18 protein-coding genes and 1 pseudogene are annotated in these 24,929 nt (G+C 54.4%); 8 read left to right on the top strand and 11 right to left on the bottom strand.

Annotated elements, in window-relative coordinates; translation table 11 throughout:
• The first annotated feature begins 251 nt into the window (after positions 1 to 251).
• The 5 genes from purL (at position 252) to glnB (ending at position 8,718) form a co-directional block, all read left to right on the top strand.
• The gene (purL, locus tag ACHHZ7_RS04185; protein WP_192463911.1) at positions 252 to 4,139 is read left to right on the top strand and encodes a phosphoribosylformylglycinamidine synthase; all 3,888 of its coding nucleotides are present in this window, start codon (positions 252 to 254) and stop codon (positions 4,137 to 4,139) included.
• Positions 4,140 to 4,788: 649 nt separating this feature from the next.
• Positions 4,789 to 6,219: a two component system sensor histidine kinase QseE/GlrK gene (gene qseE / locus ACHHZ7_RS04180; protein ID WP_122984240.1), complete on the top strand. Its 1,431-nt coding sequence runs from the start codon at positions 4,789 to 4,791 to the stop codon at positions 6,217 to 6,219.
• A 22-nt stretch (positions 6,220 to 6,241) separates the two neighbouring features.
• Entirely contained in the window at positions 6,242 to 6,985 is a 744-nt protein-coding gene (gene qseG, locus ACHHZ7_RS04175) for a two-component system QseEF-associated lipoprotein QseG (RefSeq protein ID WP_060683410.1), read from the top strand.
• Complete coding sequence (gene glrR, locus ACHHZ7_RS04170; RefSeq protein WP_304502732.1) at positions 6,985 to 8,319, top strand: two-component system response regulator GlrR; 1,335 nt, start codon at positions 6,985 to 6,987, stop codon at positions 8,317 to 8,319. The genes qseG and glrR overlap by 1 nt, the downstream gene beginning before the upstream one ends.
• Positions 8,320 to 8,379: 60 nt before the next feature.
• The gene (gene glnB / locus ACHHZ7_RS04165; protein WP_002914032.1) at positions 8,380 to 8,718 is read left to right on the top strand and encodes a nitrogen regulatory protein P-II; all 339 of its coding nucleotides are present in this window, start codon (positions 8,380 to 8,382) and stop codon (positions 8,716 to 8,718) included.
• Between the two features lie 101 nt (positions 8,719 to 8,819).
• On the opposite strand, the gene hmpA is transcribed toward glnB, so the two are convergent.
• Entirely contained in the window at positions 8,820 to 10,010 is a 1,191-nt protein-coding gene (gene hmpA / locus ACHHZ7_RS04160) for an NO-inducible flavohemoprotein (RefSeq protein WP_060683411.1), read from the bottom strand.
• Positions 10,011 to 10,336: 326 nt separating this feature from the next.
• On the opposite strand from hmpA, the gene glyA reads away from it, so the two are divergent.
• Positions 10,337 to 11,590: a serine hydroxymethyltransferase gene (gene glyA, locus ACHHZ7_RS04155; RefSeq protein WP_003835277.1), complete on the top strand. Its 1,254-nt coding sequence runs from the start codon at positions 10,337 to 10,339 to the stop codon at positions 11,588 to 11,590.
• Positions 11,591 to 11,682: 92 nt separating this feature from the next.
• Here glyA and hcaD read toward each other — a convergent pair whose 3' ends face one another.
• Genes hcaD through hcaE form a run of 5 tightly spaced genes read right to left on the bottom strand, consistent with a single transcriptional unit; the run spans position 11,683 to position 15,900 of the window.
• Positions 11,683 to 12,885: a phenylpropionate dioxygenase ferredoxin reductase subunit gene (gene hcaD, locus ACHHZ7_RS04150; protein ID WP_060683412.1), complete on the bottom strand. Its 1,203-nt coding sequence runs from the start codon at positions 12,883 to 12,885 to the stop codon at positions 11,683 to 11,685.
• A 9-nt stretch (positions 12,886 to 12,894) separates the two neighbouring features.
• Positions 12,895 to 13,707 carry a 3-phenylpropionate-dihydrodiol/cinnamic acid-dihydrodiol dehydrogenase gene (gene hcaB / locus ACHHZ7_RS04145; RefSeq protein WP_048215769.1) on the bottom strand — a complete coding sequence of 271 codons (813 nt, stop codon included), beginning with the start codon at positions 13,705 to 13,707 and terminating at the stop codon, positions 12,895 to 12,897.
• Positions 13,704 to 14,024: a 3-phenylpropionate/cinnamic acid dioxygenase ferredoxin subunit gene (hcaC, locus tag ACHHZ7_RS04140; RefSeq protein ID WP_032944244.1), complete on the bottom strand. Its 321-nt coding sequence runs from the start codon at positions 14,022 to 14,024 to the stop codon at positions 13,704 to 13,706. The genes hcaB and hcaC overlap by 4 nt, the downstream gene beginning before the upstream one ends.
• Positions 14,024 to 14,542, bottom strand: a complete 519-nt coding sequence (hcaF, locus tag ACHHZ7_RS04135; protein ID WP_032944241.1) for a 3-phenylpropionate/cinnamic acid dioxygenase subunit beta — start codon at positions 14,540 to 14,542, stop codon at positions 14,024 to 14,026. The genes hcaC and hcaF overlap by 1 nt, the downstream gene beginning before the upstream one ends.
• Positions 14,539 to 15,900: a 3-phenylpropionate/cinnamic acid dioxygenase subunit alpha gene (hcaE, locus tag ACHHZ7_RS04130; RefSeq protein WP_060683413.1), complete on the bottom strand. Its 1,362-nt coding sequence runs from the start codon at positions 15,898 to 15,900 to the stop codon at positions 14,539 to 14,541. Before hcaE ends, hcaF begins: the two co-directional genes overlap by 4 nt.
• Positions 15,901 to 16,035: 135 nt before the next feature.
• On the opposite strand from hcaE, the gene hcaR reads away from it, so the two are divergent.
• The gene (gene hcaR, locus ACHHZ7_RS04125; protein WP_060683414.1) at positions 16,036 to 16,917 is read left to right on the top strand and encodes a DNA-binding transcriptional regulator HcaR; all 882 of its coding nucleotides are present in this window, start codon (positions 16,036 to 16,038) and stop codon (positions 16,915 to 16,917) included.
• Positions 16,918 to 16,921: 4 nt separating this feature from the next.
• Here hcaR and ACHHZ7_RS04120 read toward each other — a convergent pair whose 3' ends face one another.
• The 4 genes and pseudogenes from ACHHZ7_RS04120 to ACHHZ7_RS04105 form a co-directional block, all read right to left on the bottom strand.
• A complete protein-coding gene (locus ACHHZ7_RS04120) occupies positions 16,922 to 18,004 on the bottom strand; it encodes a fimbrial protein (RefSeq protein WP_057067884.1) in 1,083 nt (360 codons plus the stop codon).
• Positions 17,995 to 20,503, bottom strand: a pseudogene (locus ACHHZ7_RS04115) (fimbria/pilus outer membrane usher protein). Before ACHHZ7_RS04115 ends, ACHHZ7_RS04120 begins: the two are co-directional and overlap by 10 nt.
• Before the next feature lie 30 nt (positions 20,504 to 20,533).
• On the bottom strand, positions 20,534 to 21,226 hold the full coding sequence (locus ACHHZ7_RS04110; protein ID WP_032944234.1) for a molecular chaperone: 693 nt from the start codon (positions 21,224 to 21,226) through the stop codon (positions 20,534 to 20,536).
• Positions 21,227 to 21,309: 83 nt separating this feature from the next.
• The gene (locus ACHHZ7_RS04105; protein ID WP_008785473.1) at positions 21,310 to 21,888 is read right to left on the bottom strand and encodes a fimbrial protein; all 579 of its coding nucleotides are present in this window, start codon (positions 21,886 to 21,888) and stop codon (positions 21,310 to 21,312) included.
• A gap of 493 nt (positions 21,889 to 22,381) precedes the next feature.
• Here ACHHZ7_RS04105 and ACHHZ7_RS04100 point away from each other — a divergent pair, with 493 nt between their 5' ends.
• Positions 22,382 to 23,530: a 3-phenylpropionate MFS transporter gene (locus tag ACHHZ7_RS04100; protein WP_008785472.1), complete on the top strand. Its 1,149-nt coding sequence runs from the start codon at positions 22,382 to 22,384 to the stop codon at positions 23,528 to 23,530.
• Here ACHHZ7_RS04100 and csiE read toward each other — a convergent pair.
• Positions 23,525 to 24,802: a stationary phase inducible protein CsiE gene (gene csiE, locus ACHHZ7_RS04095; protein ID WP_060683416.1), complete on the bottom strand. Its 1,278-nt coding sequence runs from the start codon at positions 24,800 to 24,802 to the stop codon at positions 23,525 to 23,527. The two genes, ACHHZ7_RS04100 and csiE, sit on opposite strands and share 6 nt — an antisense overlap.
• Between the last annotated feature and the right edge of the window lie 127 nt (positions 24,803 to 24,929).

Genomic DNA, 24,929 nt, shown 5'->3' with positions numbered 1-24,929 from the left:
AATTCTCTGAACCGTACGTTGTCTCTGTCTGCTGTGGTGTTGATTAAGAAGTGAAGTCGTCATTGATGAACGGCATTTTGCTTAAACTTGCGTCAGTTGGCAACTTATTCAGAAATCTGACCGCATTTGATGATAAGTGACGGTCGTGATTTTATTTCGACGCAAACGGTTTCGTCGGCGCGGTAGATTCTTTATAATGACGCCCGTTTCCCCCACTTGGGCACACCGAAAGCTTAGAAGACGAGAGACTTATGATGGAAATTCTGCGTGGTTCACCTGCACTGTCTGCATTCCGTATTAACAAACTGCTGGCACGTTTTCAGGCTGCCAACCTCCAGGTCCACAACATTTACGCCGAGTACGTCCATTTTGCCGATCTGAATGCACCGTTAAATGAAGATGAGCACGAGCAGCTTGCACGCCTGCTGAAATATGGTCCTGCTCTGCAAAGCCACGCCCCGGAAGGCAAACTGCTGCTGGTTACGCCTCGCCCAGGCACCATCTCCCCGTGGTCTTCTAAAGCGACTGATATTGCCCACAACTGCGGTCTGCACCAGATTAGCCGCCTGGAACGTGGCATTGCCTGGTATGTAGAAGCCTCTACGCTGACCGCTGAGCAATGGCAGATGGTGGCCGACGAACTGCACGATCGCATGATGGAAACGGTTTTCTCTGCGCTGAACGATGCCGAAAAACTGTTTGCCCATCACCAACCGGCGCCGGTCTCCAGCGTTGATCTACTGGGTGAGGGGCGTCAGGCGCTGATCGACGCTAACCTGCGTCTGGGTCTGGCGCTGGCGGAAGACGAAATTGACTATCTGCAGGATGCGTTCACCAAACTGGGACGTAACCCGAACGATATTGAACTATACATGTTTGCGCAGGCCAACTCTGAGCACTGCCGCCACAAGATTTTTAACGCCGACTGGGTTATCGATGGTAAACAGCAGCCGAAGTCGCTGTTCAAGATGATCAAGAATACCTTCGAAACCACGCCGGACCACGTGCTGTCTGCCTATAAAGACAACGCTGCGGTAATGGAAGGCTCTGAAGTGGGCCGCTATTTTGCCGATCACAAAACCGGCCGCTACGATTTCCATCAGGAACCAGCCCACATCCTGATGAAGGTTGAAACTCACAACCACCCGACGGCTATCTCTCCGTGGCCAGGTGCTGCAACCGGCTCCGGTGGCGAAATCCGCGACGAGGGCGCAACAGGTCGCGGTGCAAAACCGAAAGCCGGGCTGGTGGGTTTCTCCGTTTCCAACCTGCGTATTCCTGGCTTTGAACAGCCGTGGGAAGAAGACTTCGGTAAGCCGGACCGTATTGTTACCGCGCTTGATATCATGACCGAAGGCCCGCTGGGCGGCGCGGCGTTTAACAACGAATTTGGTCGTCCGGCGCTGACCGGCTACTTCCGTACCTATGAAGAAAAGGTCAACAGCCATAACGGCGAAGAGCTGCGCGGTTACCATAAACCGATCATGCTGGCAGGCGGGATCGGTAACATTCGTGCCGATCACGTGCAGAAGGGCGAGATCGTCGTTGGCGCTAAGCTTATCGTCCTCGGCGGCCCGGCAATGAACATTGGCCTTGGCGGCGGGGCAGCCTCCTCTATGGCTTCCGGCCAGTCTGATGCCGATCTTGATTTCGCTTCCGTACAGCGTGACAACCCGGAAATGGAACGTCGTTGCCAGGAAGTTATCGACCGTTGCTGGCAGATGGGTGATGCGAACCCGATTCTGTTTATCCATGACGTTGGCGCGGGTGGACTGTCTAACGCTATGCCGGAGCTGGTAAGCGATGGTGGTCGCGGCGGTAAGTTCCAGCTGCGCGATATCCTCAGCGACGAGCCGGGTATGAGCCCGCTGGAAATCTGGTGCAACGAATCCCAGGAGCGCTACGTGCTGGCGGTTGCTGCCGATCAATTGCCGCTGTTTGATGAACTGTGTAAGCGTGAGCGCGCGCCGTATGCGGTGATTGGTGAAGCTACCGAAGAACAGCATCTGACCTTGAGCGACAGCCACTTCGACAACCAGCCGATCGACATGCCTCTTGATGTGCTGCTGGGTAAAACACCGAAAATGACCCGCGATGTGCAGACGCTGAAAGCCAAAGGCGATGCCCTGAATCGTGGTGAAATCTCGATTGCAGATGCGGTTAACCGCGTGCTGCATCTGCCGACTGTCGCGGAGAAAACGTTCCTCGTGACCATCGGTGACCGTACCGTTACCGGCATGGTGGCGCGTGACCAGATGGTTGGTCCGTGGCAGATCCCGGTCGCTAACTGCGCGGTCACTACCGCCAGCCTCGATAGCTACTACGGCGAAGCAATGTCTATCGGCGAACGCGCGCCGGTTGCGCTATTGGACTTCTCTGCCTCTGCGCGTCTGGCGGTCGGTGAAGCGCTGACCAACATTGCGGCAACGCAGATTGGCGACATCAAACGTATTAAGCTGTCGGCAAACTGGATGGCGGCTGCGGGTCACCCTGGTGAAGATGCTGGCCTGTACGAAGCAGTAAAAGCCGTCGGGGAAGAGCTATGCCCGGCGCTCGGCCTGACCATTCCAGTGGGCAAAGACTCTATGTCGATGAAAACCCGCTGGCAGGAAGGTAACGAGCAGCGTGAAATGACTTCGCCGCTGTCGCTGGTGATCACCGCCTTTGCCCGCGTAGAAGATGTGCGCCACACCATTACCCCGCAGCTGTCTACTGAAGACAACGCCCTGCTGCTGATTGACCTCGGTCTTGGTCACAATGCGCTGGGCGCTACGTCGCTGGCGCAGGTTTACCGTCAACTGGGCGATAAGCCTGCCGACGTGCGTAACGTTGAGCAACTGAAAGGCTTCTACGATGCGATTCAGGCGCTGGTCGCTGCGCGTAAGCTGCTGGCCTACCATGACCGTTCTGACGGCGGTCTGCTGGTTACGCTGGCGGAAATGGCCTTCGCCGGTCACTGCGGTATTGACGCTGATATCCACTCTCTGGGTGAAGATCGTCTGGCGGCGCTGTTTAACGAAGAACTGGGTGCGGTGATTCAGGTTCGTGCTGCTGAGCGTGAGGCGGTGGAAGCGATTCTGGCTGCCCACGGCCTGGCAGACTGCGTACACTTCCTCGGTAAAGCCGTTGAAGGTGACCGCTTCAACCTGACCGCTAACGGCCAGCCGGTGTTTAGCGAAAGCCGTACAACCCTGCGTATGTGGTGGGCGGAAACCACCTGGCAGATGCAGCGTCTGCGTGACAATCCGGAATGTGCCGATCAAGAACACGACGCTAAAACCAACGATGCGGACCCTGGTCTCAACGTTAAACTGTCGTTTGATATCAACGAAGATGTTGCCGCTCCGTACATCGCCACCGGTGCACGTCCCAAAGTGGCCGTACTGCGCGAGCAGGGTGTGAACTCCCACGTTGAAATGGCAGCTGCCTTCCACCGTGCGGGTTTCGACGCCATCGATGTGCACATGAGCGACCTGCTGGGCGGACGTATCGGCCTGGGTAACTTCCAGGCACTGGTGGCCTGCGGCGGCTTCTCTTACGGCGATGTGCTTGGCGCTGGTGAAGGTTGGGCGAAGTCGATTCTGTTCAACAACCGCGTCCGTGATGAGTTCGAAACCTTCTTCCATCGCCCGCAAACGCTGGCACTCGGCGTGTGTAACGGTTGTCAGATGATGTCTAACCTGCGTGAGCTGATCCCAGGAAGCGACCTGTGGCCGCGCTTTGTGCGTAACCATTCCGACCGCTTTGAAGCCCGCTTCAGTCTGGTCGAAGTGACGCAAAGCCCGTCTTTACTGCTTGCCGATATGGTGGGTTCGATGATGCCGATTGCCGTTTCTCACGGTGAAGGTCGTGTGGAAGTGCGTGACGGTGCGCATCTGGCTCAGCTTGAAAGTAAAGGTCTGGTGGCGCTGCGCTACGTTGATAACTTCGGTAAGGTGACCGAGACCTATCCGGCTAACCCGAACGGTTCGCCGAACGGTATTACTGCAGTGACCACTGAAAATGGTCGCGTCACCATTATGATGCCGCACCCGGAACGTGTGTTCCGTACCGTGAGCAACTCCTGGCACCCGGAAAACTGGGGCGAGGATAGCCCGTGGATGCGTATTTTCCGCAACGCGCGTAAACAGCTCGGTTAATTCGCTCAATAGTCATCAAGCCCCTCTTCGCGAGGGGCTTTTTTTTGTCTGCCGGATGGAGCCCGCCTGATGACGCTACGCTTATCAGGCCTACAGGGAAAATGCGGTTGTAGGCCGGATAAGGCGTTCACGCCGCCATCCGGCAATAAACTCAGCGCTTGCACCTAAAAGTAAAGTGTCGGGAAATGCCGACATGAGCAGGGTTGCGGTGTCGTCAAAAAGAGACGTTTAATTATTTGATTTAATAGTGATTTGTTTTTAAGTGCTGCAAGTGTTGCTGATTGGCGACAGAGAGAACAAAAAACAGCCAGAATTGTTATTTGTGAAAATAATAATATTTTTCATACTTATCATTGTGTTAATAAAGTGTTTTGAATATTGGCACAGATGCTGCATAATATTAACCAGTGGCTCATTCACCTTCTTATGTCAGCCCCTTCGGGACGTGCTACATAAACTTCGAATGACGCACAACAAGGTGCCTGCCGTCCAACATCTGATATTAGCATTGCTCATATCAACCTCCGGGCGAAACGTCGAGTTAGGCACCGCCTTATTCCATAACAAAGCCGGGTTAATCCCGGCTTTGTTGTATCTGGCGTTCCCCTCAGTTAGCATCAATCTATTCCTGTCCATTGAGAGTAACGCCTTGAAGCGCTGGTCAGTTTTTCCCCGATCTTTACGTCAATTGGTGACGTTGGCCTTCTTGCTTATCCTGCTGCCGTTGTTAGTTCTGGCCTGGCAGGCATGGCAAAGTCTGAATGCCCTGAGCGCGCAGGCTGCGCTGACAAACCGCACCACGCTGATTGATGCCAGACGCAGCGAGGCGATGACCAACGTCGCGCTGGAGATGGAGCGCAGCTATCGGCAATACTGCGTGCTTGATGACCCAACATTGGCCAGGGTCTACCAAAGCCAGCGTAAACGCTACAGCGACATGCTGGATGCGCATGCGGGGGTGTTGCCGGATACCAAGCTCTACCAGGCGTTGCGTCAGGATCTTAACGATCTCGCGCAGTTGCAGTGTAAAAACAGTGGTCCTGACAGTGTGTCGGCTGCACGGCTGGAAGCGTTCGCCAATGCCAATACCGAGATGGTGCAAGCGACGCGTACCGTGGTCTTTTCTCGTGGGCAGCAGTTACAGCAGGAAATAGCCGAACGCGGGCAGTTTTTTGGCTGGCAGGCACTGGTGCTGTTTCTCGTCAGCCTGGCGATGGTCTTGCTGTTTACCCGCATGATTATCGGTCCGGTGAAGGGCATTGAACGGATGATCAACTGTCTGGGAGAAGGGCGCTCGCTGGGGGATAGCGTATTATTTACCGGGCCACGGGAGCTGAGATCCGTGGGGCAGCGTATCATCTGGTTAAGCGAACGTCTCTCCTGGCTTGAGTCGCAACGGCATCAGTTTTTACGCCATCTTTCCCATGAGCTGAAAACACCGCTGGCGAGCATGCGCGAAGGTACCGAATTGTTGGCCGATCAGGTGGTTGGCCCGTTAACACCGGAGCAAAAAGAGGTGGTCGGTATTCTGGATGACAGCAGCCGTAACCTGCAAAAGCTGATTGAACAACTCCTCGATTACAACCGCAAGCTGGCTGATGACGAGGTGGAACTTGAAAGTGTGGAAATCACGCCGCTGGTGGAAAGCGTTGTTTCTGCGCATAGCCTGCCCGCTCGCGCCAAAATGATACATACTGATGTTGCGCTTGCGGTGAACACCTGCCTGGCAGAACCGATGCTGTTGATGAGCGTGCTGGACAATCTTTATTCCAATGCGGTGCACTATGGTGCTGAATCCGGTAACATTTGGATCCGCAGCAGTTTGCATGGCTCAACGGTATACATCGATGTAATGAATACCGGCACACCGATTCCAGAAGCAGAACAGACCATGATCTTCGAGCCTTTTTTCCAGGGGAGTCATCAGCGAAAAGGGGCGGTAAAAGGAAGCGGGTTGGGGCTAAGCATTGCCAGAGATTGCATCCGCCGTATGCGGGGCAAGCTGTATCTGGTTGATGACCATGCGCAAAACGTTTGTTTTCGCATAGAACTGCCGCTAGCTGCTGCGAAAAATCACTAAAATAAACTTAAGTCTGGTGAGTATGCCATACGTTGTTGTCCGAATGCTTAAACGACATTTTCTTCGTCGCGTCATCCTCGCAAGCCTGCCGTGCCTGGCGCTGGTTGGTTGTGTCCCGAACGCGGTGAATCATATTATCGGCGATCCCTCGCAGGAGAAAATTCCGCCTAATCAACTGGCGGACTACCTTGCAACCGACTGTACGGATATCTGGTCGCTGTCTGGCCAGTCTACAGAAACCAATCCGTTGTACTGGCTGCGGGCGATGGATTGTGCCAATCGCCTGATGCCGGTGCAGGCGCGTAGTGAAGCCAGCACCCTGATGACAGATACCTGGCAGGGCGCTTTCAGGCGTGGGATCCTGCTCGAGAACGCCAACATTACGCCGCCTGAAAGGCGGGAGGTTGTTACGCGCCTTGATGCGCTAAGCCCGCAAATTCCGCCGCAGGTACGCCCGCTGTATCAGGTATGGCGCAGTAGCCAAACGTTGCAGTTGCAGCTTGCCGAAGAGCGTATGCGCTACAGTAAACTCCAGCAGGCGTCCGACAGCGATCTCGATACGCTGCGCCAACAGCAGCAGCATTTGCAGTCCCAGCTCGATCTCACGACCCGCAAGCTGGAGAATCTGACCGATATTGAGCGCCAGCTTTCCACGCGCAAACCTGGCGGTAACTACAATCCTGATGCGCCGCACGGGAACGATAAACTCACTACGCCTGATAACGAAGAAGGCGCAGCGCCGTCTGCCGATGAGGTTACGCCATGATAAGCCGTAAGCCCGCGCATCTGCTGCTGGTGGATGACGATCCGGGCCTGTTGAAATTACTTGGAATGCGACTGACCAGCGAAGGCTACAGCGTCGTGACCGCGGAAAGTGGGCAGGAAGGGTTACGGGTGCTGAACCGTGAAAAAGTGGATCTGGTTATTAGCGATCTGCGGATGGATGAAATGGATGGCATGCAGCTGTTTACTGAAATCCAGAAAGTACAGCCTGGAATGCCGGTGATTATCCTGACCGCTCACGGCTCCATCCCGGACGCTGTTGCGGCGACCCAGCAAGGGGTGTTCAGTTTCCTCACTAAACCAGTCGACAAGGACGCGTTATATCACGCGATTGACGGGGCGCTGGAACAGTCTGCGCCCGCCACCGATGACAGCTGGCGCGAATCTATCGTTACCCGCAGCCCGCTGATGCTACGCCTGCTGGAACAGGCGCGGATGGTGGCACAATCGGACGTTAGCGTCTTGATTAACGGCCAAAGCGGAACCGGGAAAGAAGTTTTCGCTCAGGCTATTCACAACGCCAGCCCACGCAGCCAAAAACCTTTCATTGCCATTAACTGCGGTGCGTTGCCGGAACAACTGCTGGAATCAGAACTGTTTGGTCATGCGCGGGGGGCTTTTACCGGTGCGGTGAGCAATCGTGAAGGGCTGTTTCAGGCCGCGGAAGGCGGCACGCTGTTCCTCGATGAGATTGGCGATATGCCAGCGCCGTTACAGGTGAAACTGCTGCGCGTATTGCAGGAACGAAAAGTCAGACCGTTGGGCAGTAACCGCGATATCGACATTGATGTGCGGATCGTGTCTGCGACCCACCGCGATTTACCCAAAGCGATGGCACGGGGCGAATTTCGCGAGGATTTATACTATCGCCTCAATGTGGTGAGCCTGAAGATCCCTGCGCTGGCCGAGCGTACGGAAGATATTCCGCTGCTGGCGAACCATCTGCTGCGCCAGTCTGCTGAACGGCACAAACCGTTCGTACGCGCCTTTTCAACCGATGCCATGAAGCGGTTAATGACCGCCAGCTGGCCGGGCAACGTGCGTCAGCTGGTCAACGTAATTGAGCAGTGCGTGGCGTTGACCTCTTCGCCGGTGATCAGCGACGCGCTGGTGGAGCAGGCGCTGGAAGGGGAAAACACCGCGCTGCCGACCTTTGTTGAGGCGCGTAACCAGTTTGAGCTCAACTATCTGCGTAAGCTGCTGCAAATCACCAAGGGCAATGTGACCCACGCGGCAAGAATGGCGGGGCGCAACCGCACCGAATTCTATAAATTGCTTTCTCGGCACGAGCTGGATGCAAACGATTTCAAAGAATAAATCTGCGGATTATGTTAGCTTTATTCGATCAAAAGACAGGCGACCTTTTCAAGGAATAGCATGAAAAAGATTGATGCGATTATTAAACCCTTCAAGCTGGACGACGTCCGCGAAGCGCTGGCAGAAGTCGGCATTACCGGTATGACTGTGACAGAAGTGAAAGGTTTTGGCCGTCAGAAAGGCCATACCGAGTTGTACCGTGGCGCGGAATATATGGTGGATTTTCTGCCGAAGGTAAAAATTGAAATTGTGGTTACCGACGACATCGTCGATACCTGCGTCGACACCATTATCCGTACTGCCCAGACCGGCAAGATCGGTGACGGTAAGATTTTTGTCTTCGACGTGGCACGCGTTATTCGTATTCGTACCGGTGAAGAAGACGACGCGGCAATCTAAGCCGCGCCGTTAATTTGTAGGCCTGATAAGCGTAGCGCATCAGGCAGAGTGATTGCCGGATGGCGGCGTAAACGCCTTATCCGGCCTACTTGCGTAACACATTACAAGACTTTGTGCGGGCCAAAGCACTCGTAATGAATGTTCTCGTTTTTCACGCCCAGACCGACCAGCTGCTTCGCGGCGAACTGCATGAAACCAACCGGACCGCACAGATAAAACTGCATCGCCGGATCGCTGATTGCGCTTTCCAGTTTGTTCAAATCCATCAGACCTACGCTATCAAAGGCACCTTTCGCACGATCGGCTTCGGTTGGCTCACGATACCAGGTGTGTGCGCTAAAGCGTGGCAGCGTTTTGCCGAGTTCATTAACTTCATCAGCGAAGGCATGCACGTCACCATTTTCTGCCGCATGGAACCAGTTAACCTGCGCCGTATGCTGCGCTTTTGCCAGCGTATCCAGCATCGCCAGCATTGGGGTTTGTCCCACGCCCGCGGAGATCAGAGATACCGGGGTGTCGGTCGCAACGTCCATAAAGAAATCGCCCGCAGGTGCGGCCAGGTGAACAACGTCGCCAACATTCGCATGGTTGTGCAGCCAGGTTGAAACCTGACCACCGTCCTCACGCTTAACCGCAATACGGTAGCCTTTGCCATCGGGTTTACGGGTCAGTGAGTACTGACGAATTTCCTGATGCGGGAAACCTTCCGGCTTTAACCAGACGCCCAGATATTGCCCCGGATGATATTCAGCTACTGCGCCACCGTCGACAGGTTCAAATTCAAAGCTGGTGATAAGTGCACTGCGTGGGGTTTTTGCCACGATGCGGAAAGGACGGGTACCTTCCCAGCCGCCATTTTTATTGGCATTTTCGCTGTAGATTTGCGCTTCACGGTTGATGAAAACGTTCGCCAGCACACCGTATGCTTTGCCCCACGCATCCAGAACTTCCTGGCCTGGGCTGAACATTTCGTCCAGCGTTGCCAGTAAATGGCCACCCACGATGTTGTACTGCTCGGGTTTAATCTGGAAGCTGGTATGCTTCTGTGCGATTTTCTCTACAGCCGGCAACAGTGCCGCCAGGTTTTCGATATTGCTGGCATACGCGGCAATAGCGTTAAACAGCGCTTCACGCTGATCGCCATTACGCTGATTACTCATGTTGAAGATTTCTTTCAGCTCTGGGTTATGCGTAAACATGCGGTCGTAGAAATGGGCGGTCAGCTTCGGGCCTGTTTCAGCCAGCAGGGGAATGGTGGCTTTCACTGTAGCGATGGTTTGTGCGTCAAGCATACGGTCTTCCTTTATCTGAGACTTTAATGATGTATGTCAAATACATCTTATAAAAAATACCCCTGCATTGTAAATGGTTCTTTGTAACTTTGCGTTGTAAAGGTTACATCGTGAAAAATCTGCATCACAAACCTGAAAAGAAATCCGTTGAAATTCAGCAGACCTTTGTTCTCCAAAGCCTTGCGTACCTTGAAGGTAATCGTTTGCGTAAAATCCTTTGTCAAGACCTGTTATCGAAGAATGATTCGGTTATACTGTTCGCCGTTGTCCTACGGACCGCCTTTTAAGGCCGAAAATTTTATTGTTAGCTGAGTCAGGAGATGCGGATGTTAAAGCGTGAAATGAACATTGCCGATTATGATGCCGAACTGTGGCAGGCTATGGAGCAGGAAAAAGTACGTCAGGAAGAGCACATCGAACTGATCGCCTCCGAAAACTACACCAGCCCGCGTGTTATGCAGGCGCAGGGTTCTCAGCTGACCAACAAATATGCTGAAGGTTATCCGGGCAAGCGCTACTACGGCGGTTGCGAGTACGTTGATATCGTTGAGCAACTGGCTATCGATCGCGCAAAAGAGCTGTTTGGCGCTGACTACGCTAACGTACAACCGCACTCCGGCTCTCAGGCTAACTTTGCTGTTTACACCGCTCTGCTGCAACCGGGCGATACCGTTCTGGGTATGAACCTGGCACAAGGCGGCCACCTGACTCACGGCTCCCCGGTTAACTTCTCCGGCAAACTGTACAACATCATCCCTTACGGTATTGATGAGTCCGGCAAAATTGACTACGAAGACATGGCGAAGCAGGCCAAAGAGCACAAACCGAAGATGATCATCGGTGGCTTCTCTGCTTACTCCGGCGTTGTTGACTGGGCAAAAATGCGTGAAATCGCCGACAGCATCGGTGCATACCTGTTCGTCGATATGGCGCACGTTGCGGGTCTGATTGCCGCAGGCGTTTATCCGAACCCGGTTCCACACGCACACGTTGTGACCACCACCACCCACAAAACCCTGGCGGGTCCACGCGGTGGCCTGATCCTAGCGAAAGGCGGTGACGAAGAGCTGTACAAAAAACTGAACTCTGCTGTGTTCCCAAGCGCGCAGGGCGGCCCGCTGATGCACGTGATCGCGGCGAAAGCTGTGGCGCTGAAAGAAGCGATGGAGCCTGAGTTCAAGGTTTACCAACAGCAGGTTGCCAAAAACGCCAAAGCGATGGTGGAAGTGTTCCTGAACCGTGGCTACAAAGTGGTTTCTGGCGGTACTGAAAACCACCTGTTCCTGCTGGATCTGGTTGATAAAAACCTGACCGGTAAAGAAGCTGACGCCGCGCTGGGCCGTGCTAATATCACCGTTAACAAAAACAGCGTACCGAACGATCCGAAGAGCCCGTTTGTGACTTCCGGTATCCGTATCGGTTCTCCGGCTGTGACTCGCCGTGGCTTTAAAGAAGCTGAAGTGAAAGAGCTGGCTGGCTGGATGTGTGACGTTCTGGACAACATCAATGACGAAGCTGTTATCGAGCGCGTCAAAGGTAAAGTGCTGGATATCTGTGCACGTTTCCCGGTTTACGCGTAAGTCATACGGATTGCCTGATGGTGGTGTAAACACCTTTTCTGGCCTACAGGTAACTCACATGTAGGCCAGATAAACGAAGTGCCATCCGGCAGTTATATTGACTTAAGCAAGATTGTTTCATCAATTAAAGCCGCCACTGGCGGCTTTTTCTTTGCCTGAATCCATTTTCTCAATAAACGTATTTCTCGGCCCTGATTCAACGTTACTGCGCCGACAATCACGCCATCCTGTAGGTTAAACCATATTGCTTTCTGCGCATCAGGATCGCCGCGTAGGAGCCAGTTCTCACCCTGCATTTCGCCGACAAACTGTAGATTATCACGGTACTGATCGGTCCAGAACCAGCTCGGCGTTGCTGCTGGCTGCGGTTGATTGAGCATCGCTGCGGCGGCAACCTGTGCCTGAAAATTGGCGTTTTCCCAGCTTTCCACGCGTACTAACGAACCGTCAGCCAGGCGCGTTATCGCTACGTCACCGACGGCGAAAATCGCGGGATCGGAGGTGGTGCAGGCGGCATCAACGATAATGCCGTTCACTGTCTCCAGCCCCGCTTCGCGGGCCAGCATATCGTTCGCCACGATACCGATACCATAGATCACCGCATCGGCGGTGAGAGTTTCGCCGTTTTGTAGCGTGAGCGAGAGACGCTCTCCCGCTTCGGCATGCTCAATAGCGCTGTTAAGCAGTACCCGCACGCCCGCAAGTTGGTGGCGGGCTAGCAGGTAGTCGCGCACCGGAGCAGGCGCGTTGCGGCCCATGACCGTTGGCGCCAGCTCCACCACCGTCACCTGACAGCCGCGTTGAGTCGCGCTGGCCGCCAGTTCCAGACCAATGGTGCCCGCACCGACAATGACAATCGACTTGCCCGGCAATAAATTGTCGCGCAGGCGCTCGGCATCGCCCGCGTGGCGCAGGGTGAAGCAACGATCGCCCAGCTTATCCAGTTGCGGAAGGGGGCGTGCCGCAGCGCCCGTTGCAATCAGTAGCCGATCCCATGGATAACTCTGCCCATTAGCCAGCACCAACTGATGGGTTTGGCGGCCGAGCGTCTGCACAGTAACCCCCAGATGCAGCTGTACGTTGTGTTCCCGCCACCAGTCAGCGGGGAGTATCAGCTGAAGTTGCGGATTGTCGTCCAGTAGCATCGCTTTGGAGAGCGGTGGGCGTTCATAGGGCAGATGATGCTCATCGGAAAACAGGTGTAATTCGCCGTCAAAACCTTGTTGGCGCAGTGCAGCGGCAGCCATAGCCGCCGCCTGACCGCCGCCGACGATAGCAATAGTTTTTGGGTTCATAACGTCTCCTCAGAGATCCAGTCCGGCGGCGACGTGACGAATACCGCGAATACCCAGACCGGCGTCGGCATTGATCATCACGCCACTTAATGTGCGGTTGTTGCGTTTTGACGCCAGCATTACATACGGGCCGGTAAAATCCGCCGGCTCCGGGAAAAATTGTAGTGGCAAAATAGCGGCGATTTTTTCCGGCGTCAGCGACTGCATAATCGATGTATCGTTTTGTCCCAGCGCCTGCGGGCCGCGTAGATCTGTCGCCATACCGCATGGACCGACACCGTTAACACGAACCTTTGGTGCCAGCTCGTATGCCAGCTGGCGAATCAGCCCGGTAGCCGCATGTTTGCTGGCGGTATACAGCGGGCCGCCGCCGCCGGGATACCACGACGCATTGGACAGGGTAAAGATGATGCTGCCTTCGCTGGCGATAAGTGCAGGGGCACAGGCTTTCGCGCCCAGCAGATAGCCCAGCACGTTGACGTTAAACAGCTCATGAAAGCCGCTCTCCAGCGCATCCGCAGGCGTATTGACCAACGAGGCGTTGTGATCCCATATCCCCGCATTTCCGATAAAACAGTCCAGCGTACCGTAATGCGTCAGGATTTGATCTACCGCGCGCTGATAGTCGGCGTAGCAGGTGACGTTGCCTTCGATTGCCAGCACATGTTCGCCAAAGCGCTGACGCAGGCTGGCAACTTTAGCTGGCGACAGCTCCAGCGTGGCGACCCGCGCACCTTCTTCGATGAAACGCTCGACCAGCGCCAGGCCAAGACCGGAGCCACCACCGGTGATAAAGACCACGTTATCGCGTAAATCGCTCATCTTGCGTCCTCTGGAATATCAACAAACACATCGCTACCGTCTACATATACCGCGTAGGTGGTGAGCGCGTCGGTCGCGGGTAAGCACAACGCCTTGCCGGTTTTCAGGCAAAAACTGGCGGCATGCAGCGGGCATTCCACCGTAGCGTCGTCTTCCAGATAGCCTTCCGACATCGAGGCGTTACCGTGGCTACAGCGATCGTTAATGGCATAGAACTCGCCGCCAACGTTGAACAGCGCGATGACGGGCGAGGTATCAAGCCGGAGCGCTTCACCCTCCGGCAAATCCCCTACGGGGCAGGCATAAACACGACTCATCAGAACAGTACACTCAGGTTATGGGAGGTGATCACCGCTTGATCCAGCACGATCTCACGCTCCAGTAAGCGCCACTCATCGCCCGGCAAACGGCGCACTTTGTCTATGCGCATGCCGACGTAAAAGGTTTCATCGCGCTCTTTTTGCGCGCGATACAGCAGATAATTAAGGCGCACGGCAAAGACGTCGGGAACTCCAGTTTCACTGACCTGGCAGTTGCTGATCAGGTGCCGGGTACGCGACGGTGGCTCTTCCGCCCAGGCCATGCCGGTTTCCAGCCGCGCGATACGACGTTCGAGCTGGTCTTTGTTGTCGTTGAAAATCCAGGTGGTCGGCGGCTGCACGCCTTTGCGACGATCGCGCGTCTGGGCATTGACCGTCGTACGCATGGTGTAGCGAATGTCTTCATCCAGTTGTGCCAGCCAGTCACGAAACTTCCAGTCATCCAGCAGGCTGGCTTCATGGTAGAGAAACTGTGTAATGCGGTGGTGTAGTTCCTGAGAAACTAAGGTGCTCATTTCATCACCTCCTGCTGGTAAGCTGAAGTTTTCTCCTGCACTTCCTGCCAGCTTTCGCTGCTGAGCAAATCGGCCCAGCGCTGATACATGCCGCGCGCGGCGGTTTCCGAAAAGATGTAGTTGGTGATCCCCGGAATGCCGTCTTCACGACGTTTCTCCTGGCCCAGCCCCATTTCCAAACACAATTTGGTGTTGCGTGCGCGATGACCCTTCAGCAGTTTTTGAATTTCACACCAGTTTTCCGAGTCGTCCTGCTCCAGGAATCCGGCGGGGCCAAAAGCCCGCGTTGCGCTGTTTTCAAACGCAGCTTTCACTTCATCAGAGGCGGCTTTATCGGTAATACAGAATGCCCACACTTCAACTTGATCCGGCCCGCGCGGATGCCAGACCCTTAAGGTGGCAGTACCGTTGAGCCAGGAAAGCGTTGGGAAAATGTTGTTGTGACCGGCCAGACGCAGGGCGCGAACTTTACCCAGACGCTGCTCGGCTTCCGCGTAGGTGTCGCGGTAATAGCTGGAGACTTCGCCGTCGACCCAGACGTTGGCATCGGGATTTTCGGTAAAGAAAAATCCGCTACCGTGCCCATCCTGACCGAACTGTAGTGCGTCTTTGGCGGTTTCCCACACCGGGCGGGCGGTTTGTCCGTCGCCCAGGCGTTTATCGCTGCCGTCGTCTTTTGCCCCCAGCACCTGCACGGCCGAGGCATGGCTGAACAGCGCGTGATACTGGTCGCTGGCAAACTGTTCGGCGGGGAATTTCCAGTTACAATCAATGGTCCACTTTTGTACGCCACCGACGATTTCGGTGCCGCCTTCACGACGATCCAGCACGCCGTCGAGATACCAGGCGATGTCGCCGAGATAATCGCGCAGCGCAGGCGCGGAGGTATCCCAGTTGCCGAAAATCAGTCCCTTGTAGCTCTCTACGCCAGGAACTTCGTTCAGCCCCCAGTGCGATTTGCACAGCCCTTGCGGGTAGGCGCGCGGTTCCAGCGGGACGTCGATCAGCTCGCCGTTAATGCCGTACGACCAGCCGTGATACGGGCAGGTGAAGGCGCGGGTATTGCCGCAGTCGGCGTAGCTGACGCGCATAGCGCGGTGGCGACACTGGTTGAGAAACGCTTTGATGCTGCCGTCTTTCTGGCGAACCACCACAACTGCATCCTCGCCCATGTAGGTGTTAAAAAAATCACCGGGTTTGGGGATTTGGCTTTCGTGGGCGAGAAATAACCAGCAGCGTCCGAAGATGCGTTCCAGCTCCAGTTGGTAAATTTCAGGGTCGGTATAAATTCGTGGGGTTACGCGACCGTTTTGCGTGTCGATCAGTTGGTAGATGTCTAAATTTGAGGGTGTGGTCATATTTTTTAATCCTGAAAGCTAAGATGTATTGACCTTCTTTTTTTGTACCTTAAGGATGTTGCTGGTTAGTTATCAATCTGTGAAATAGTAAATTTCTACCAGTTGAGACATTTTTTCGATAACAAGGAGAAGGGCATGGAACTGAGGCACTTACGCTATTTCGTAGCGGTGGCGCAGGCGCTGAATTTCACCCGAGCGGCAGAAAAGCTGCATACCTCTCAGCCGTCGTTAAGCAGCCAGATCCGCGATCTGGAAACGTGCGTGGGCGTTCCGTTGCTGGTGCGGGATAAACGAAAAGTTGCGCTGACGGCGGCGGGAGAGTGCTTTTTGCAAGATGCGCTGGCGATCCTCGAACAGGCGGAAAACGCCAAAGTTCGTGCCCGTAAAACGGTGCAGGAAGATAATCATTTCGCCATCGGTTTTGTCCCTTCCGCAGAGGTAAATCTGCTGCCGAAGGTGCTGCCTTTGTTTCGTTTAAAACAGCCTGATACGCACATTGAGCTGGTGAGTCTGATCACCACCGAACAGGAAGAGAAGATCCTGAGTGGAGAGCTGGATGTGGGCTTAATGCGCCACCCGGTGTACAGCCCGGATCTCGATTATCTGGAGCTGATTCATGAGCCGTTAGTAGTGGTTTTACCGGTGAATCATCCGTTAGCTAATGAGCAAGCAATCTCCGCGGAACAACTACACGGCGTGAATTTTGTCAGCACCGATCCGGCCTACTCCGGTGCGTTAGCGATGATTGTCAAAAACTGGTTTCAGCAGCAAAAAAGCCAGCCCAACATTGTGCAGGTAGCAACCAACATTCTGGTGACCATGAACCTGGTCGGCATGGGGCTGGGGGTGACTTTGATACCCGGTTATATGAATAATTTTAATACCGGACAGGTGGTTTTCCGCCCTATTGTTGGCGATGTTCCGACCATTGCGCTGTTGATGGCGTGGAAAAAAGGCGAGCTAAAGCCCGCCCTGCAGCATTTTATCGAACTGGCTCAGCGCCAGCCGATGTTGTGAGCCATTATTTCACGAGAACGGTGATGGTCGCGGTACCGCTAAATTTCCCCGGCGCGGGCGTGCCGCCGAGCATATTAATCGGCCAGGCTTCCAGGTTGATTACTCCCTTGCCGGAAGGATCGATATTGATCAATCCATTTGTGAACGGGACATTGACATGGGTGCCGTCGATACGGGCCATTCTCACACCGATGTCCGGGACGTTATTGGCTTCCTGGCGGCGGGCGACTAACGTGTACTGCTCAATCACATCATCAGCATCAATCCTCATTTCCATGCTATTTTTGATGGTTGAGGTATCACCGCAGTCATAGTGAATGTCAAAATTGACCGGTGTATAGCCGTCCGGCATCTGGTCCTTGGTGGTGAAACGGTTGGCGTTGATAAAACCGAGATCGACCTGAATCACGTCGCCCTGGTTGATTTTACAATCCTGGGGCACGGTGATGCTCCCCTGGATGCGCAGTTCGGCGATATCTTCCATGCTGCTCACCGATGGTGGGGTGGACGAACTGGTCCATCCGGCCTGTACTGAGGCGACCAGGGTGTCTGGAATTACCAGTTCCCCCAGGAAGGGTTTGGTGACGTACAGCGTAAAACGGGTACTCGCGCCAATGTTTACCGGCGCGGCGCGGATCTCCGCTGGGTCAGCCGTGCACACGCTACCTTTGCTGCTGCTGGGGCTGTAAGAGCCACTTTCCTGGATAGGTTTAGTGTTCTGCGGCGTGACCGCCGTCTTCCCGGGAATGTCATCAACTTCAGTTTTAATATCCAGATTATCATTCAACTGGTAAAAGCCGCTGAGTTTACCGTTTTTAGATAGCGCGCTGGTGACCGTATAGTACAACGCCACTTTGCTACCCGCGCTACAGCTGCAATCGATTTGATAAGCATTGCCTGAGAGCGGCGTTGGCAGTTCCAGCGAGGTTCCCGCGACGTTCTGTGCTTGCGTCCAGTCGCTGGCTATATTGACGTTAAAGCTTCCCGTCGCGGAGCAGGCCCCGGTCACCGCGTAGACCGGGGTGATAGGTAGCGCCAGTAGCGCGGCGGTAATCCCATTTTTCATCCACAGACTCTTTATTGACATAGCGCGTTCCCATTTTGTATTGCGGTGTTGCGAGCAGCATCTTCCGGCAGGCTGAAGGTAAACTGGCATTGTTGATCTGGCTGATTACCCCAGCGCACGGACCAGATCTGCGGCTGGCTGTTTACACCAGTGATATACAGCACGCCACCTTCATCGACGATGCTCTGCTGCGTCTGACTGCTGGCGATGGCGCCGAAGGGCAGTGCTTTTCCGCGCGCATCGGTGAGTTTCAGCAGTACGCGGTAGCCGGTCTGGGCAATAAAGTGTGCCGTTACGGCGGCACCGCGATTAGGCACTACGGTGCGCACCGTTTCGGTGACGTCGACGTTATCCGGCATCATTGTGGTATCGAGAGAGATGGCGTTTTCCTGATACGCGGTCAGATAGGGGATCACGGCATAGCCAAAATAGTCGGTGGCGATGCCGGGGTAATTTTTCACCCGGATCCCTGCCGCGCCGTTGGCGTCAATCAGCGCAAAGGCATTGCCCAGTGACTGCGACAGGGTCACGCCGTGACGATGGGCGACAATACCGCCAGAGAGGCCGTAGCTCAGTTGGCGGTTATCGCTGCTGTAGTCGTAACCGGCATTCACGGTGCCGTAGGCAGAACGGTAGCTGCCGTACAGACTGCTGCTGCCCGGATCGCCGCCTTCGCTTTGCCGTTGTTTCAGGTTATAGGTCAGCCGACGGTCTTCCAGCAGCGAGCCATTGATGCCCACTTCGTGCTGAGTAGCGCGATCGCGCTGGTCGGTGGTGCGCCAGGTTGCCTGCGCATGCGACAGCCAGCGATCCAACGGCACGCTCAGGCTGAGCGACAGCGTACGGTCGTTGTCGCTGTCATGTGAGTCGGTAAACTGGGCGCTGAGGTTATAGCTCACGCCCCACAGATTGCCGTTCAGGCCAATGGACAGGTTTTTATCCTGCTGCTCGCGATCCCAGTACTCCTGCTGCGAGCCAGAGGCGTAGAAACTGATACCAGAAAACAACGTCTGGCTGACAGTGAACTGAGCTTCATAGCGCAGGTGATCGCCGCCGTTGATACCCTTCTGGTTGGCGTCGGAGAAGTTGAAATAACCGCTGCTGGTGTAGCGGTAGTAGCTTAGCGACACGCTGGTGCCGCTTTCCGGTAGGTCTTTGATGTACTGGGTGCGCCAGCTGTAGCCATGATAGCTTTCATCGTTATCAAGCTGAGTGTCCGCACGGCTGACGTCCATCGATACTGCCCCCAGAACGCCAAGCGTAGAGCCGAGGCCCAGCGCCAGCGCTCGGTAGTCCTGCGAGGCGTTCAGGCCGCCGTAAAGCGTGAACGCGTTGTTCAGACCATAGCTGGCGGTGCTTTCAAGGAACTCCGGCTCGTGGCTGTCCTGCGAGCTGGCAGCGCGAAAGCGCCCCGCGGTGACGCTGTATTTTAGATAACCCGGTCTTTGCATCTGCGGCAGCGCGGAGAACGGCTGGACGAAATGACGTATGCTGCCGTCGGCTTCTTCGATAGTGACGTCTAAGTCGCCGCTGAACGCCGAAGGGTAGAGATCGTTGATTTCAAAAGCCCCAGCCGGAACGTTGCTTTGATACAGGGTGTAGCCGTTTTGCCGTACCGTCACGATAGCGCTGGAGTTGGCGATGCCGCGAATGGTCGGCGCAAAGCCGCGTTGGCTGTTGGGCAGCATGGTTTCATCAGAGTACAGCCGCACGCCGGTAAACTGATAGCTGGAGAACACCGTGCCTTCGGTGGCGCTCTCGCCTATCACCAACTGCGATTTCAGGCTTTTGATATCCCGTTGTAGCCAGCTATTAATGCTATCCCAACGCGTGTCATTATCGCTATGCGCCCAGGTCGAGTAATTGCGCAGTCGCCAGGGGCCGATGTTGGCACCATTTTGCATATTCAGATACTGACGCCGATCGCTGTCGTTGTCGTACTGGTTTTGCGAACCGCTAAAGTTGTAGTTGGTGAACAAAACCGGCATCCCGTCGTCCCAGCGTGCAGGATCTACATAGCCGCGGGCGTCACGGTAAAGGGCAATCTGCGGCACGCTGAGATTCAGTCGGCTGTGGTTGATATCAAACTGTGAGATGCTGCCGGGAATCGCCTGCGTCAGGTCGGCTACTATCGTGGCGTTGTCCTGCTCCGCCAACTGTGGATAGTTGTCGATTTTAAAAGCCCAGCTCACGCAGTTGCCCGAGGGTGAACTGAGGAATCAACTGGTGGTCTTTACCCGCGACAAACGGCAGCCTACGCTGACCGGTTTTCTTGTTGTTAATATAAATATCAACAATATATTCGCCGGGAAGCTGGGCGTTATTCTGCGAAAATACCGCCAGATCCACCGCCTGCTGGCCGCTTTTCTCCGTTTCCAGAAGGGTTGGGTCAAAGTAGAAGTCACCGGCCCAGGCATGGCCGGAGGCCAGGCATCCGCTGGCGATTGCGCAGTGCAACCAGAAGGCAAGTGGCTTCACGGTTGATAAATTCGGCGTTCTTTGCGTCATATCGCTTGTCATTCCCTGAGAGCTATCATCGTGAGGCGTGGCTTATTGCAGTGTCTGGGTTTCTGTTTTGGTGGTACCGCCATAGTCGTTGATCGCGGCCCACCGCACCGTTTTCCCTGCGGCGGCGGGGACCGCCAGCCGTTTATGCTCACCGGGAGCGATGTAATCGATTTTATTCGTGAGATCGGTTTTCCCTAGCGCAAGACCGGCGAATACGACGTGATAAGCCGATGGGTTATATATATCTAACTCATTATTACTATATTTATATTCAAGAGATTTATAAGCATCGTACGGCTTGCCGACTAAATTTGTCGGGCGATAAAATAGTTTTATTCGTGTTTTAAATACCAGCGTTAGCGTATTATTATTCGCATCGGTGGTTTGGCTTTTGGCAGGAATAGCGCGCACATTAATAAAGAACAACGATTCTTTATCGTTAGCAATGTTTTCAGATGATTTTATAATTCGTAATGATGAATCGTTATCAGCATCGAGGCGAAAAAGCGGCGGTGTAATAATAAAGGGGCCTCGTGCGGTTCCCTGTGCATTGTCGACCCACGACTGCAATAAATAAGGCAGACCTTCACTGTGGTTAGCCACCGGCAGCGCGGCCTCTTTTTTCCCGGCATCGTAGATGACACGGGTTCTCTGTAGCACAATACCGCCAGCGAGGCTTTGGCTGACCCAACTGCCCAGCACCAATGCCAAAGCGAGCGCGGTGTTTTTTTTCATCGCTGTTATCCTTAACCTGATGTCAAAAAACGTCTCTTTCCATCCCAGCGGGAAGAAGGGATGGAAAGAGACGGTATACGGGATTAGCGGTAGTCGATGGTGACGTCAACGCTGGCGTTGGCTTCGCCTGGGGAGATCTCTTTAGGATCAACAGTGGAGACGTAATAGGCTTGTAGCCCTACGATAGTGGTGCCATCGGCTTCCGGGGCAAAGCTGATTTTTGAATCAGCCGCGGGCAGCTTATTCAGCACCATCGTTGCGTTGTCGCTGGCTCTTGCGATACGGATGCCCACGCCGGTTGCGGCGGTATCCATGCTGCTAACGGCGACCAGATCGTCGTGATCGGCTACGGTGCCGCCAGCGCGCGTTTCCAGCCACAGCTGGAACGAGTTGTCCGTTGTGCCATCAACGTGCTCCCACGGGGAGGCTGGGCAGTTTTCCAACGGAATATTAACCGGAATCGCCGGGCTGGTATCACCGACAGTTTTAAACTGTGCGGCGGCGTAATGACCCAGTTCCACGTTGATGACGTCACCATCGGCGAATTCACAGGTGCTGGTTAGAATTTCACCCGTAAATTCAATTTTACCGTCCGTCGCCCATGCGCTTCCCGCAGAAAGCGCCAGCAAGCTAACCGCTATAGATTTTGCAATTTTGTTCATTAAAGTCCCTCTTATTTGATTAACCTGTTAGCAATTAAATTAATGAAAAGACAAAGATCAAAATTAATTGCTGGGCAATGGTATTAGATATGCGCTGGCAGTCATATTAATAAGTGAGATTTTCAGATTATATTTATTAAAAATGAACGGGCTAACTGCTATTACATTTAAATAATTTTAAATTAGTACGGAGTCAAAATATTGCAATCACGAATATTGGCTGCTAAATGATATACTTGTGATGATATTAAGGCTTTTGGTATTCAGCTGAGTATTTTTCGCAAAATCCATTCAATTCCTTGCATTACTGTTTATTCATCCCATCATGTTTTCTGCTGTAAAATCATACAGATGTAAACGATTGCGGATGCGGATGACCAATCGTGTTGGTTAAAGGTGATGTTTGTCACAATTATTTCGTAAATGTGAACGGTAGTACTCTTCAGAATGTGGTTTGAGTCATTAGACTAGAGCTTCCAAAACGGGAGGACCCATGGCTTTGCATTCCACGCGCTGGCTGGCGCTCGGTTATTTCACCTACTTCTTTAGCTACGGTATCTTTCTGCCTTTCTGGAGCGTCTGGCTCGAAGGGTTAGGGCTGACGCCGGAAACTATCGGTTTACTGCTGGGCGCGGGGCTGATTGCCCGTTTTCTCGGTAGTTTGCTGATTGCGCCGCGTGTGAGCGATCCCTCTCGGCTGATCTCAGCGTTACGTATTCTGGCCCTGTTGACGCTGGTGTTTGCGCTGGCCTTCTGGGCGGGAACCAACGTGGCGTGGCTGATGGTGGTGATGGTCGGCTTCAACCTGTTTTTCTCACCGCTGGTACCGCTGACCGATGCGCTGGCCAACACCTGGCAGAAACAGATAACCATGGATTACGGTCGGGTGCGACTGTGGGGATCCGTGGCTTTTGTGATCGGCTCCGCGCTAACCGGCAAACTGGTGAGCCTGTTTGACTATCGGGTGATCCTGGTCCTGCTATCGCTTGGCGTCGCCTCGATGCTGCTGGGCATGATGATTCGCCCGAGCGTGCAGCCAGCGGGTGAAAACCGTCAGCAGGAGAGTGCGGGATGGCCCGCCTGGCGCGCGCTGATAACCCAGAGCTGGCGTTTTCTTGCTTGCGTGAGTCTGCTACAGGGGGCGCATGCTGCGTATTATGGTTTCAGCGCCATCTATTGGCAGTCTGCCGGATATTCCGCTTCGGCGGTGGGCTATTTATGGTCACTAGGTGTGGTGGCGGAGGTGATTATTTTCGCACTTAGCCACAAGCTGTTCCGTCGCTTCAGCGCCCGCGATCTGCTGCTGCTTTCCGCCGTTTGCGGGGTGGTGCGTTGGGGATTGATGGGCTGGAGCACCGAGCTGCCGTGGCTGATCGTGGTGCAAATCCTCCATTGCGGAACCTTTACCGTCTGCCACCTGGCGGCAATGCGTTATATCGCGGCACGCCAGGGGAGCGAAGTTATTCGTTTGCAGGCGGTGTATTCCGCGATAGCGATGGGCGGCAGTATCGCCATCATGACCGTATTCGCGGGCTATCTGTACCAGAATCTGGGCAGCGGCGTGTTCTGGGTGATGGCGCTGGTGGCGCTCCCGGCAATCGTTCTGCGCCCGAAGGTGGTCGCGCAGCCTGCAACGTTATGATTCGAGGATTTTGCGGATCTGCTGCTGCTGATGCGGCGTAAGCGCCAGATCCGCATGAATCAACGGGGGTGAAAATAGCGGTAACGGCGTGGTGTACGGCGTAATAATCAGCGTTACGCCGCGCGGGGCACCCTCTTTTTGAAAGTCCTGCATCGGCATATGTTTTACGTTGAGCGGCAGCAGCGTCAGTTCGCGCAGCTGTTGCTCTATATGTACTTCAAGTTGTTCGTTACTACCGGTCAGCAGGATAATCTGCTTTTCGTGTAAATCCTTCTCCTGCATCAGCCAGGCGCCGAAAATAACGGCCACCAGCCCGATCTCTTCTTCGGAAAATTGCACATCGTATTCGGCCTCGAAGCCGTGAATCGCCTCGCGGGTAGTACGAACCAGCCGGGGATAAAGGCGGCTGAACTCCTCCGGCAGCGTGTTATCAATGCCGATGGCAAACACGCTGCGGTTCAGTGCCTGAGCCAGGTGGATATACAACTGGTCATTCAATCCTTGCTCATCGCTGAAGCGCACATTGCCATACTCGCGAAAACGCAGCACCAGCCGCGCAATAGCAAGGCGCAGGCGGCGATCCTGCTGGTGATTATCGCGAATCGGGTCGGGGATACGAAGCATTGAGAACAGCAACGCCATAAACAGCGATTCGCCCAGCGGTGCACTCTGCATGACGTGGCGCTGCCAGTGACGGCCAATTTCCTCTGCGAGCGGATATTCCGCGCAGGATTGCGCCCAGCGTTGCTGGAGTGGGTTAAATTCCGGGGTGATCCCCGCGTGATGCTGTAGCAGGCAGTACTGTAAATACAGGCGCAGGAACTGGATGTCACGACACTCAAACGGCTTCTGCAAGCGCCGGGAGCACAGATTAATGAGCGCATGCAGATTGGTGTCGTCATACAGCGTACGTGCGATCCCCCGTTGTTTAAGTTCTGCTTTTAACGCCGGGGTAAACTGCTGGGTGATAAAGGCAGGGCAAATCCGCAGGCCACGGCGCAGCCACTGCAACAGACACAGACGCTGATTTAGCGGGGTTCCTTCGATCGTATAGCCACCATTCTGCGCGGTGGCTATCGCGAGCCGGTGATAGCGCTGGATTTCGAGTCCTGCGCCAATAATATCTTCCTGAACCGTGGCATCATCGACACCGTTGAGGCTGCTGAAGGTTTGTGTAGTAGCGATTTGCCCCGGCAGGAAAAGCGTCAGCAGCACCTGGCAACGGCGCTGGGGAGCGGAAAGTACAGATGGTGGGGCAAGCGTTGACATCATCTGTAGGATCTCCCGTAAGTATGTTTGATAAGAATAGCTAAAGTTTGCTCATAGATTTTGAGAATGGAATGCTTTACGCCAGGAATGCTGGAGAGCGTCACAGAATTTTTAACGTGCGGAACAGATA

The sequence above is a fragment of the Citrobacter freundii complex sp. 2024EL-00216 genome, from assembly GCF_043945515.1.
GTDB lineage: Bacteria > Pseudomonadota > Gammaproteobacteria > Enterobacterales > Enterobacteriaceae > Citrobacter > Citrobacter portucalensis.
The sequence above is the reverse complement of the archived record's forward strand: the minus strand, read 5'-3'. Positions and strand labels throughout refer to the sequence as shown.